Consider the following 12,231-nt stretch of genomic DNA (forward strand, 5'->3'; position numbering starts at 1 on the left):
TTCGCCCAGGGACGTTTCTGAAAATAACCTGCACACCGGTCAAGGTCGGCTTCGACAGGCTTAGCCGACGCGCTTACTAAACAGGCAAGCGCTGTTAGGTTACTTTTCATGGATTGTCGCTGTAAACCGCAGTAAGGCAGCCATCCGCTGGGTGTGCCCTGGCGGAATTATTTCAAACAGAAATGACCATTGCTTCCCTGTGAAATGCTATTCAATTCCAGCTTGCGTTGTAGAATCCGCTCTGAGGAATCTATGAGCCGGTATTTTTTTCTGATCGTCAGCGTGCTGGTCTTGTTGATCATGACTCTAGCACCTTGGGCTGTTCCGATGCGGGAGTTCGATGGCACCGGCTACCTGCTCAATCCCATAGGAGTCATCAATCCACAAGGACTCAAGCTGCCAGAAGGCTTGACATTCAACTGGCTGGGGGCTGCTTTTGGCCTTTGGATACTGCTGCTGCTAGCAGCCAGCGTCGCCTTGTTCTTACCCAATGCCGAAACTCGAGCCCGGCTGCTGTACATCCTGGGGGGGGTGGGCATTGCCATCTTTGCCATTGAAGCTCTGCTTTTTTACCAGGCCGTCGGTGCCGCGAATGACGCGGCCGTGGCTGCGGGGGCACGTCGCCCGCCCCTGCGCCGATTTGCGCTCTCGCTGGGTTTATATGCCGGCTTTTTCTACTCCCTGGGGCTCTTGTTGTTAGCCCGGATGCAACTGCCCGCTGGCCTGGCCTTCCTGGTGCGCTTTCGGGGTGTGGTGGTGCCCATCGTCTCGCTGTTGTTGGCTGTGGTGGTGGGCGCTGTGGTGGTGGCCATCTTGCGGCCTGGCCTCGGTACTCAAGAAGTGGAAGGGCTGGGACTTCGTGAGCTAATTGCGGGAAAACTCGACCTGGTGACCTATACTTTCCAAATTCTTTTTAGCCCCATCCTCAGTTTGACCGGCCTCTTCACCAGCCTGGGTTTTGCCACGCCGCTCATTTTTACCGGCCTTGCCGTGGCCTTTGGATTCCGCGCTGGGATGTTTAATATCGGCGCCCCCGGACAACTCACCATGGGCGCGCTGTTCGCCATGCTGGCTGGCGTGTACCTACCGCTGCCCGGCTGGTTGCTGTTGCCAGTTGCAATTGCAGCGGCTGCCCTGGGTGGAGCCTTGTGGGGGGGAATTGTGGGCTGGCTCAAGGCCCGTTTTGGGGCCAACGAGGTTATCAACACCATCATGATGAACTACATCGCGGCCTCGGTGCTGCTGTTCATGATTGCCGCCAACGAGTACCGCTTTTTTGGTCAGACCGTGCGATTGCCTTTCAAGGCAGAAGGTTTCGAGGGCCGTAGCGAAGAGATGCAGCCGGGGGCTCGGATTCCCCTGATGATCAACATCATTGCGCCCGATAGCACGTTTTCCTGGGCCCTGCCGCTGGCGGTGGTGGCAGGTTTGGGGGTTTACTACGGCCTGCGGCGCTTGGATTTAGGGAGACGCCTGTTGTTTTCGCTGGGTGCGATGGTGCTGGGGTTCGTGGTGGGGGGGTTCTTGCCGGGTTTCCCGGTCACTATCAGTTCGGCGCTGGCTTCTCAGTTGCTCAATGGTTCATTTCTAATCGCAATACTCGCCCTGCTGTTCTACAACTTCTATCTCTTCCGTACTTCTGCCGGTTACGAGCTTCGGGCCACGGGCCTAGCACCCAAGGCTGCCGAGTATGCCGGGGTCAACCTCAGACGAAAGATGATTTTGGCTATGGTGATTGCCGGGGCTCTGGCGGGACTGGCCGCTACGCATTATGTGTTGGGGGCGGGCATGGATGGCACCTACCGGCTCAAGACGGCCATCCCGGCCAGCGTGGGCTTTGATGGGATTGCGGTCGCCTTGATGGGGCAAAACATGCCCCTGGGTATCTTTCTTTCGGCCACCCTGTTTGGGGTGTTGCTGGCGGGGGGGGTCTCGCTGAACGCCCAACTGGGCATTTCCAACCAGATCATCCAGGTGTTGCAGGCCCTAATCATCCTCTTTATCGCGGTGGGGGGCTTGCTGCCCCGCTACTTTACCGATCCGCTTCGTGCGGCCCAGGTCGAAACCGAGGCCAAGGCCGAGCAGGAGGCCCGGCAGGCCAAGTCCGTGGCAGCGGGGGGAGATTGATCTATGGAAATTGTCATCGCCTTGTTCTTTTCGACCCTCCGGCAGGCCGCCACATTGTTGCTAACCTCGTTGGGCGGTTTATTCTCGGAACGGAGCGGGGTGGTTAATATCGCCCTCGAGGGCATGATTCTGTTTGGAGCGGCAGCTGCCGCGATTACGGTTAACCGCATCGAGGTGGCCACCGGGGGCCTCGAGGCCTTCTGGATTCCCTGGGTGGGTTTGCTGGCCGGGGCCTTGGTGGGTGGCCTGATAGGCTTGATCCACGCTATCACCTCCATCAAGTACCGGGCCGACCAGATTGTCTCGGGTACGGCCATCAATATTGCTGCACTGGGTGCCCCCTCCATTGTGCTTCAGGTGCTATACAACAATACTTCCACCTCACAGGAGGTTCAAAACCGCCTGCCAAACGTAGATCTGGGGGCCGGCAGTGTTTCCATCCTGGTCATCTTCGCCTTTTTGCTAGTTCCCGTGGTCTGGTGGGTGCTGTTCAAAACCCCCTGGGGCCTGCGCCTGCGGGCGGTGGGCGAGCACCCCGAAGCAGCCGAGACCATGGGCGTCAACGTAATCCGTATGCGCTACACGGCGGTCATTCTGTCTGGGGTGCTGGCAGGGATTGCCGGCGCGTACCTCTCGATTGGCTTCCTGAACCAGTTCATCCGGGCCATGAGTGCCGGAGCCGGCTTTATTGCCCTGGCTGCGCTCATCTTCGGCAAGTGGCATCCGTTTGGGGTTTTGGGGGCCACCTTGTTGTTTGGGTTTGCCCAGGCCTTGGCCATCCAGCTTCAGGGCGGGGATATTTTGCCAGCGACCATCGTGCAAGCCCTGCCCTTTATCCTGACCATGCTGGTACTGGCCGGCTTCATTGGACGCAGCCGTCCGCCTGCGGCGGTTGGCAAGCCGTATGACAAGTAGGCCACAGGTAGCTACCGGCACGGCAGACTCATGCTAAAGCCTCCCCTACGCGGTAGGGGAGGTACTGGCTGTCCTTCGGCCAGCTAGGAGGGGTGGGTTCCGAGGTCGTTCATGCAATCTGTGATTGCATGGACTGGTGCGGAACAAACCCCGCCCTTCCCAGTAGGGGTGGACTTTACGATGCTGTCCGGCTGATTGACGGGTTTTCAACCTTCGGCTCAGCTTTTTCAGCTTGTTGCATAACTTCGAACTGACGTTAGGGTACGAGTTAACCAAATGGCTTGGGGTGGCGTTAGCCACCCCAGGTTGCCCCACTAAAACCGGCGCTGCTTGATAAGAAAGGATGCTTCAAAAGTTATAACGGCGTCCGTTTTGCACTACACATTACTGGCACTCTGGGCAGACACCGCGCAGCTCTAGGCGGGCTTCTTCCACAAACCAGCCATTTTTGGCTTCCACCGCCTTCTTAATCGGCTCGGGATCGAACTCTGACAAATCTTTGAACAGCACATCCTCTATGTTGCCGCATTGCAGGCAGAAAAGATGGTGGTGCCGTTCGTTGAAGCCATCGTAGCGGGTGTTGCCTTTCTGGTCTTTGAACTCCCACAAAAGACCCGAATCGCGCAGCACTTGAAGGTTCAAATATACTGTCGAGAGGCCAATATTGTAGCCTTTCTTCTTTAAGCCATGATACAACTCTTCTGGAGTAGGGTGGGTGCTCTTGCGGTCGAGGTGGGCCAGTATCCTTTCTCTGGGCAAGGTGTGGCGCAAACCCACTGCTTTTAACCGCGACCTATAGCTTTCTCGCTCCTTGGTCTTTGCCATCTTAAACCCCCTTGTACAACTTTCACTACTATAAAACATTTTCAGAAAAAAATCACTATTGCGATAGCTATGCTGTAATTCAGAGTCTGGAGGCTGTTTCGCCAACAGGTCCAAAATGGGCCAGCAGCAAAAGTCTACAGCTTGATGTAGAACCTCCACCTAAGTTGAATGAAGAAAATTATGAGTCGGGTATTTGAAATTCATATCGGCGTTGCGTGACAAATAACACCAGCACGCAACGGTGTGTGGTGATATAATGATTATGTTGTGGAGAGGCCAATTCATCGCTTTTTACATTTGATTTTTGCGCTTGGAACGCTGCATCTGCTGGTTTTGCTAACCCTCGAGGCACAGCGTTACTTTCAAATTCGCCATAATGCCGCCGTTGCGCAGGTTCGCCTAGAGCAGCTCGAGCAACGCAACCAAAAACTAAGTGATGCACTTCAAGTGGCTGCCGATCCCCATTACCGTGAAGGCTTGGTTCGCCAGATGGGCTATGTGCACAAGGATGAACTGCTCTTCTTGCGCACCCCTCCAACTGCCGCTCCTCCCAATCCCTGACGAGTACCTTTCAATACAGCTTATAGCAAAACCCTGAGACCTATTTGCTAAGCCCGGTCGAAAGACGCAGCAACCGGGTGTGTGCCCTGCTGCATGGAGCGACTCAGATGCTATGGAGGTGCTTACCTTCGGTTATCTCTGCTATGCTTTGCCCATAGCGAAGGCTGGGCACTGATCTACGCATATCCAGGAGCCCAGCGGGAGGTTTGCCGTGGCAGAAACATTTGAACTCGAGGTGCCCGAATTTGAGTTGTTGACCTACCGGGTTGAGGAAAACCTGGGCATCGTTACCATCCGCCGGCCCCAGGCCCTCAACGCCCTGAACCAGGATTTGCTCATAGAGCTGGCAGCAGTGACCGAGGTCATCACCCAGGACCCCGAGGTCAAGGTGGCGATTTTCACCGGGGAGGGCAAGGCCTTTGTTGCCGGGGCCGACATCTCGCAAATTGCCGACCTTCAGGACGTGTTCGCCGCGCGGGAGTTCGCCATTGTGGGCCAGTCGGTCTTCAACGAGATTGCGGCCCTGCCGGTTCCCAGCATTGCCGCCATCAACGGGTTTGCCCTGGGGGGTGGCCTCGAGCTGGCCCTGGCCTGCGACCTGCGCGTAGCCAGCCACAAAGCCAAACTGGGGCTTCCCGAGGTGGGCCTGGGCATTATTCCCGGTTTTGGTGGAACCCAGCGCTTGCCCCGCCTGATTGGCCGGGGAAGGGCGCTGGATCTGATTTTTACCGGGCGCCATGTCCCTGCCGAAGAAGCCCTGAGCCTGGGCCTGGTCAACCGGATAGGCGAGGATGCCTTACAGACCGCCAAGGAACTGGCAGCCGCCATCCTGAAAAATGGCCCGGTGGCCCTCGCGCTGGCCAAAGAAGCCGTCGGAAGGGGCGAGAACCTGGACTTACAGGAGGCCCTGGAGATCGAGGCCGACTTGTTTGGCCTGGCCTGTGCTACCCAAGATATGCGCGAGGGCACCAGAGCTTTCCTGGAAAAGCGTCCCGCGCAGTTCAAGGGCGAGTAAGCTGGGTCATATTATGATTTGAGTTGTTCCCAGTTGGCCTCGAGTACCCAACCCCAACCACGAAACGCCGCCATGTGTCTTTTATCACGGCCCCATAAACCCCTTGGCCCTACCATCAGGGTATGAGCGATGGCAGTACCGTCATGAACGAGCGCACCGTTCAGGTCACCCAGCCCAAAGCCAAGCTGTATGTCGAGGCCGACCTGGCGATACGGGAGGGTTTGCAACGCTATCCCAGGGCGCTGGCCGCCTACGAGATGCTCACCTCCGATTCGGAGGCCAGGGGCCACTGGGACATGGCCAACTACATCACCGTGCGCAAACTGGGCTACAACGACCACGGGCGCGTACACGCGCTGCTGACCGGTGCGGCCAGTGTGGCCATCCTCCAACTCCTTACCGACCACGGCGTCAAGCCCGATGTGATGGAAAGCGGGGTGGGCGACCTGGACGACACCTTCCTGGTCGTGCTGCTCTCGACCATGCTCCACGACATCGGCAACCAGGTACACCGCGTGCGCCACGAATCTTTTAGCGTTGTACTGGCCATTCCCATCCTGGATCGAATTCTCGAGAAGCTCTACCGCGACCCCGAACAGCGCATCGAGTTACGGGCTTTCATGCTGCATTCCATCAACGGCCACGACCTCGAGCCCGAGCCCCTGACCATCGAGGCGGGCATCACCGCGGTGGCCGACGGAACCGACATCACCAAAGGCCGGGGGCGCAAGGCCTTTGCCCTGGGCTCGGTGGATATCCACTCCATCAGTGCGCTGGCCGTGGACGAGGTACAGATTCTCAAGGGGGAACAAGTCCCGGTGGAGATTCGGGTGATTATGAACAACTCCGCGGGGATTTTCCAGGTAGAAGAGGTGCTGACCAAAAAGGTGCTGCGCAGCCCCATCCGCGACTACGTGACAGTAATTGCCAGCACCCACGATGGCGAGCACGACCAGCGCATTATCCGCCGGGTGCGCCTTCACGAGTCTGAACCGCGCTTCACCCTGGATTGAAGGCGGGGCCCGGTTCGAACCCGCTTTTCTCACCATTGGTAGGCTAGACTAGCAGGGTATGCGGCGTGTCGTTCCCCTGTTGATCCTGGCTTTACTAATAGGAGCGGCCTGGTGGGCCTATCCGTTGCTCCAACCCCTGCTGCGCTATGGCTCGCTGCCACGCAATCTGGAAAAGCCTCTGACCGTTTTGGTGCTTGGGGTGGCGCCCGAGTACAAGTACTACCACCAGCGCGCCCCGGAGGACTTTCGGGGTCTCTCGGATGTGAATTTGCTGGTTCGGTTCGATCCTGTGACCAAGCAGGTCAATGTCCTTTCAATACCAAGGGACGTCTACGTACGGATTCCCGGCTATGGCTGGTACATCATCAACCACGCCAACAAGTTTGGCGGCCCCGAGCTGGCCAAGCAGGTGGTGCGCGATTTGACGGGGGTCGGGATAGATGGTTATGTGGCGGTCAGTGTAGAGGCCATCCGGAACGGGGTGGATGCCCTGGGTGGTATCACGGTATGCGTGGAAAAACCCATGCAATACAAGGACACCGCCGCCAAACTGGAGATCAACCTCGAGGCCGGCTGCCAACACCTCAACGGTACGCAGGCCGAAGGGTATCTACGTTTCCGCCACGATGCCCTGGGGGACATTGGCCGGATTCAGCGGCAGCAGACCTTCTTCAATGCCCTTAAGCAGCAAATTCTCACGCCCGCAGGTCTGCTGCGGATACCCCAGGCCATCGCCAGTGTGGAGCAGAACATCCGCACCGACCTGACCCGCGAGCAGCTTGCCAGCCTGATGGGGTTCGCGGCCCAGCAGCCCCAACTGGTCTCGCTGCTGATGCCCGGTCAGTTTGGTCAGGGTTGGGAGGTGAACCGGGCTGAGCTAAACAAACTGGTGCAGCGCTACTTTAGTGACGCCCCCACGGTTGCGCAGGCCACCCTCGAGGACTTAAGAGGGCAGCAGGCCGTGGTGCTGTATGCCGCCCCCCAAGAGGCCGCGGCCATTGAGATGCGCCGCAAGCTACGAGAACTGGGCTTGCGGGTATTGCTGCGTGAGGTGGAGAGTGCCCCCCCGCGCAGTGAGGTCATTTCCAACGGGGCAGGGGAGCTGGCGCAGGTGTTGGGAGAGGCCATTGGGCTGTCCTCGAGGGTCTCGGGCGAATCGGTCTTGTATGCCGATCTGACCGTGCGCATTGGTGCCGACTTTACTGGCTCCAACGGCCAGCAGCAGTGAAGAGCACAGGGTGGGCTCTGCCACAGGAAGCAAAAAAATCAACTGCCACCGGGAGGCACGGGGCAGTTGCCAGGGGGGTAAAGCTGCTATGCGAGATGCCTCGAGCGCAGGCGGGCCTGGGTGCGCGAGGCGACCTGGCCGCTAAACTCGCTGGGCGCGGGCAGTAGCCAGTTCCTCAGCGAGGTGCGCACGCTGCTCATGGGGTGGGGCCGAACCCGGAAAGGCCGGGTGTGGCCGAATTCAGTTGCCAATACAAGTTCTCTGCTCATGCCTGTAGAGTAAACCCTGCACCGTTACAGGCGCGTTACATTTGCACCAACAAACATTAAGGAATCTTAATGTTTGGCCGCCGTGGTTTGTACCCGTGGTTGCCAAGCCAGTCGAAGGACGGTTGCCGAGCTTGCCGAAGCAAGCGTCTGGCTTTCAAGGGGCGGTATTGCCCGCCGCTACGCGGGCTGCCCAAATCAGGCCTGCATGGGTTTGGGAGACTGCCCTTCGCCGGGTTCTTCCCAGGCGGTTTCGATTAAATCAATCAATTCTTCGATGGGAACGGCGTACTGGCGGGCAATGCGGGCCAGCTCATGCCCAAGCCGCTTGAGCTGGCTCACATACCGCTCGGGCATCCCGTTGGACTCGGCCTCGAGGTCCTCCACGATGCCAACGAGCCAGCCCACGAGCTCGCTGGCGTCTTCATCGGAGAGCCCGTCGGTGAGGGCCTCATCCTCGAGGAACTGTTCGGTTAGCCGTTCGACCATAGCCGGCATTCATACTATCGCAGATAAAGAAACCTTGCCGCAGCACCTCTACTTGGCCTCGAGCCAGTTCTCGCCGATGCCGGTGCCGACCTCGAGGGGCACCTCCAGAGCCCAGGCCTGCTGCATCACCTCACGCACCACCCCGGCCACCGCCTCGGCTCTATCGGCAGGGGCCTCGACCAGAAGCTCATCGTGTACTTGCAGCACCAGGTGGGCTTCCAGGGGCTCGAGCTCGGGCTGGAGCTTGACCATGGCCAGCTTGATCAGGTCGGCGGCGGTGCCCTGCACCGGCATATTGAAGGCCATGCGCTCGGCGGCTTCGCGCACGCTGCGGATGCGCGAGTCCAGGTCGGCCACGAAGCGGCGGCGGCCAAACATGGTTTCTACGTAGCCGGTCTGCCGGGCATCGGCCAGCACCCGCTCAATCCAGGCCCGCACCTTGGGGTAGGAGGCGAAGTAGCGCTCGATGAAGTTCTCGGCCTCGGCATAGGGGATGGTTAGCTCATTCGATAGGCGGTGGGCCGACATGCCGTAGAGCACACCAAAATTAATGGTTTTCGCAGCCCGGCGCTGTTCGGCCCCCACTTTGTCCGGCTCCAACCCGAACATCCAGGCGGCGGTCTGGGTGTGGATGTCCCGGCCTTCGCGGAAGACCTGGATTAGGTTTTCGTCGCCGGACATGTGGGCCAGCACCCGCAGCTCGATCTGCGAGTAGTCGGCGGCAATCAGTCTCATGCCCGGTGCGGCCCGGAAGGCCTTGCGGATGCGGCGGCCAATCTCGGTGCGAACGGGGATGTTTTGCAGGTTGGGGTCCACCGAGGAAAGCCGTCCGGTGGCGGTGCCGGTCTGATTGAAGCGGGTGTGCAGGCGGCCGGTTTTGGGGTGAATTAGCTTGGGGAGCGGGTCGAGGTAGGTGCTTTTGAGCTTGGTCAGCTCGCGGTAGGTCAGGATACGGTCAATGATGGGGTGCTGGCCTGAAAGCTCCTCGAGCGCGCTGGCGGCGGTGGAGCGTTTGCCGGTCTGGGTCTTGCGACCCGAGGCGCTCAGTTTGAGTTCGTCGTAGAGCACGACCTCGAGCTGATCCCTCGAGTTCACATTAAAAGGACGCCCGGCCAGCCGGTGAATCTCGGCCTCGAGGTAGGAAATTTCCTTGGCGAGTTCTTCCGAAAGCTGCAACAGATACTCCGTATCGAGGGAGATGCCCCGGGCCTCCATCCGGGCTAAAACCGCCGAAAGGGGTTTTTCGATCTGGTGGTAAAGCCAGTCAATCCGGGGGTTCTCGCCGATTCGGCCTTGCAGGGTCTGCCATAGGGTATGGGCCGCCTGGGCACGTTCGGCAGGGTCGGGGCTCCAGTCCCCCGCCCCGTAGCGCCGCACGGTGCTGGCAGGGTCGGAGTTGGAGGGGTCGTAGAGGTAAGCCAGCAGCATGGGGTCGTCGCCGGGGGGCACCCAGATGCCTTCCTTGAGCGCCAGCACCGAGAGGTCTTTGGCCACCATGCTGCGAATCTCGGGGAACTTTTTGAGCTCCCGCAGGCTGGGCTGGCCCCGGTACACCTTGCCCTCGGCAAAGGCGGCCAGGCCCACCCAGTGGGCCCACATGGGCTGGGCGCGGTCGAGGGTGTAGCCCAGAAAGGCATCGGGCGGCGGCGGCCAGGGGGTTTCTTCGGCCACGGGAGGGGCAGCCAGCAGGTTTAGCTCGCGCAGAATGGAGCCGAACTCGAGCCTTTCCAGGGCTTCGCGCAGGGCCATGCGGTCGGGTTCGCGGCGGTGGCAGTCGCGGAAGTCGAGCTCGAGGGGAAGGTCGGTGTGGATCTGCGAGAGCGCGTGGGAGAGTTGGATGTTGTCCCGGCTCTCCTCGAGGCTGGCGCGAATTTTGGGGGACAGGGCTTCTAAGTTCGCATACAGACCTTCCAGCGAGCCCCACTCCTGCAAGAGCTTGGCAGCGGTTTTCTCGCCAATGCCCTTGGCCCCCGGCAGGTTGTCGGAAGAATCGCCCACCAGCGAGCGATAATCCACCCACTGCGCTACCGAGACGCCATACTTCTCCTGTACCGCCTGGGGGTGCATTAGCCGCCCGTCCGGCAGCATCACCTGCACGGCTTCGGAGAGCAACTGGAAGCTGTCGCGGTCGCCGGTCAGAATGCGCACCGGATAGCCCTCGCGCTCTCCCTTTTTAGCCAATGTACCGATCACATCGTCGGCCTCGTAGCCCGGCACCTCGAGCCGCCGAAGCCCCATCAGATCAACAAGCTCCTTGATTTTTTCCAACTGTGGGTGGAAGTCATCGGGGGTGGGGGCCCGTCCGGCTTTGTACTCCTCGAAGGCGTCGTGCCGGAAGGTTTTGGTCGGGGGGTCGAAGACCACAATCACGCAGTCGCCGTCTTCTTTGAGGAGTTTGAGCAAGGTGCGCAGAAAGCCAAAAATGGCCTGGGTGGGCTCGCCCCTCGAGGTCGCCAGCTTTTCAAAGGCAAAGTAACTGCGGTAAGCCAGGTGATGCCCATCCACCAGCCAGATGCGATCGGGCCTGGGCAGCTCGACGGACGGGCTTTCGCTGCTAAATAGACTGGGTTGGTCCACCCGAACATTCTACCCTCATTCGGTTACTAACAGAAAGCACGCCAGGCGCACCAGGGCCAGGGGGCTGATAGGATGATGGGGTTCGTTCTGGCCTCCGGGTCAGCAGAAGAAAGGAAAGCTATGCAGAACGAAGTTGAGAAGCTCGAGTGGTTCGAAATCCAGCTCCGCATCAAGACCATCGAGGTGATGCTGGGCCCCAAATACCGCGAGGCCATGGCCGTTACGCTCGGCACCCTGTACGACGAACAGAAGATTGTTGCTATGGCTAAGCGCCTGGGGGTTTCCCCCGAGGGCCTCCTGGAACGCCTGGAGAAAATGCGCCTCGAGCTCGGCATCGAGCAGGAGATCACCAAAGGCGTGCTCAAGCTAAAAAAGTAGAGCTACGGCGTCAGGCGGTGGCGGTCGCGCGGGAAGGCCCGGGCATAGCGCACGTTCGGCAGACCCACCAGCTTCTGGGTGAGGCGCTCGGCCCCGATGGCAAAGCCGCCGTGGGGGGGCATCCCGTACTTGAAGACCTCGAGGTAGCCCGCAAAGTGGGCGGGGTCGTTCCCCTTTTTCTTGAGCTGCTCCACCAACACCTCGTACTGGTGGATACGCTGGCCGCCCGAGGTAATCTCGAGGCCCCTGAACAAGAGGTCGAAACCCCGCGTAGCGCCATCGCCCTCGGGGTAGGCGTAAAAGGGCCGGGCGGCTTCGGGGTAGTTGGAGATAAACAGGAAGTCCACGCCCCACTTCTCCTTAGCCCAGGCCCCCAGGGCCCGCTCGGCTTCCTCGTTGAAGTCGGCCCCCACCGGCATGCCCAGCTCTTCACGCAGGATGCGGCGGGCCTCGGGGTGCTCGAGGCGGGGCATCTCGGATAGGTTGGGCCACTCCACCCCCAGCAGCTCACACTCGGGTGCAGCGGTGTGGCGGGCCTCGTCCAGCATGGCCCGGATGAGCTCCTCCTCGAGATCCATCACATCCTGCTCCGACTCGATGAACCCCATCTCCACATCCAGCGACAAATACTCGTTGAGGTGGCGGCTGGTGGCGTGCTGCTCAGCCCGAAACACTGGCGCAACCTCGTAGACCCGCTCGAAAATCCCCACCATAATCTGCTTGTAAAGCTGGGGCGACTGGGCCAGGTAAGCCCGGTGTTCAAAATAATCAATGCCAAACAGGTTGCTGCCCCCCTCGGCCCCTGCCGAGACAATCTTGGGTGTGAAGATCTCGGTG

The 12,231-nt window shown here is 59.8% G+C and carries 12 protein-coding genes; 7 read left to right on the top strand and 5 right to left on the bottom strand.

Translation table 11 applies throughout. The features are described 5' to 3' along the window. The first annotated feature begins 252 nt into the window (after positions 1–252). On the top strand, positions 253–2,127 hold the full coding sequence (locus tag WKI89_RS04595; protein ID WP_337868042.1) for an ABC transporter permease: 1,875 nt from the start codon (positions 253–255) through the stop codon (positions 2,125–2,127). 3 nt (positions 2,128–2,130) lie between these two features. After that, positions 2,131–3,042 (top strand): ABC transporter permease, encoded by a 912-nt coding sequence (locus tag WKI89_RS04600; RefSeq protein WP_337868043.1) that lies wholly within the window; start codon positions 2,131–2,133, stop codon positions 3,040–3,042. Positions 3,043–3,426: 384 nt separating this feature from the next. Here the strand turns inward: WKI89_RS04600 and WKI89_RS04605 are convergent, their stop codons facing one another. Further along, the gene (locus tag WKI89_RS04605; RefSeq protein WP_337868044.1) at positions 3,427–3,867 is read right to left on the bottom strand and encodes a Fur family transcriptional regulator; all 441 of its coding nucleotides are present in this window, start codon (positions 3,865–3,867) and stop codon (positions 3,427–3,429) included. Positions 3,868–4,134: 267 nt separating this feature from the next. On the opposite strand from WKI89_RS04605, the gene WKI89_RS04610 reads away from it, so the two are divergent. From WKI89_RS04610 to WKI89_RS04625, 4 genes are all read left to right on the top strand, one after another. Continuing rightward, positions 4,135–4,428: a hypothetical protein gene (locus WKI89_RS04610; RefSeq protein WP_337868045.1), complete on the top strand. Its 294-nt coding sequence runs from the start codon at positions 4,135–4,137 to the stop codon at positions 4,426–4,428. A gap of 211 nt (positions 4,429–4,639) precedes the next feature. Next, entirely contained in the window at positions 4,640–5,443 is an 804-nt protein-coding gene (locus WKI89_RS04615; protein WP_337868046.1) for an enoyl-CoA hydratase-related protein, read from the top strand. Between the two features lie 122 nt (positions 5,444–5,565). Beyond that, positions 5,566–6,456, top strand: coding sequence for a phosphohydrolase (locus WKI89_RS04620; protein ID WP_337868047.1), 891 nt, complete (start codon positions 5,566–5,568; stop codon positions 6,454–6,456). 58 nt (positions 6,457–6,514) lie between these two features. Beyond that, on the top strand, positions 6,515–7,684 hold the full coding sequence (locus tag WKI89_RS04625; RefSeq protein ID WP_337868048.1) for an LCP family protein: 1,170 nt from the start codon (positions 6,515–6,517) through the stop codon (positions 7,682–7,684). 86 nt (positions 7,685–7,770) lie between these two features. On the opposite strand, the gene WKI89_RS04630 is transcribed toward WKI89_RS04625, so the two are convergent. The 3 genes from WKI89_RS04630 to polA all read right to left on the bottom strand — a co-directional run bounded on the left by WKI89_RS04630 (position 7,771) and on the right by polA (position 11,016). Further along, a complete protein-coding gene (locus WKI89_RS04630; RefSeq protein WP_337868049.1) occupies positions 7,771–7,953 on the bottom strand; it encodes a hypothetical protein in 183 nt (60 codons plus the stop codon). Positions 7,954–8,148: 195 nt separating this feature from the next. After that, the gene (locus WKI89_RS04635; protein WP_337868050.1) at positions 8,149–8,439 is read right to left on the bottom strand and encodes a hypothetical protein; all 291 of its coding nucleotides are present in this window, start codon (positions 8,437–8,439) and stop codon (positions 8,149–8,151) included. Between the two features lie 48 nt (positions 8,440–8,487). Further along, a complete protein-coding gene (gene polA / locus WKI89_RS04640; protein WP_337868051.1) occupies positions 8,488–11,016 on the bottom strand; it encodes a DNA polymerase I in 2,529 nt (842 codons plus the stop codon). Between the two features lie 120 nt (positions 11,017–11,136). Here polA and WKI89_RS04645 point away from each other — a divergent pair, with 120 nt between their 5' ends. After that, positions 11,137–11,394 carry a hypothetical protein gene (locus WKI89_RS04645; RefSeq protein ID WP_297558111.1) on the top strand — a complete coding sequence of 86 codons (258 nt, stop codon included), beginning with the start codon at positions 11,137–11,139 and terminating at the stop codon, positions 11,392–11,394. A gap of 2 nt (positions 11,395–11,396) precedes the next feature. On the opposite strand, the gene aspS is transcribed toward WKI89_RS04645, so the two are convergent. Next, positions 11,397–12,231: aspartate--tRNA(Asn) ligase (gene aspS, locus WKI89_RS04650; RefSeq protein ID WP_337868052.1), on the bottom strand; the 835-nt coding region annotated here is incomplete at its 5' end.

The organism is Meiothermus sp. (assembly GCF_037443965.1).
Taxonomy (GTDB): Bacteria; Deinococcota; Deinococci; order Deinococcales; family Thermaceae; genus Meiothermus.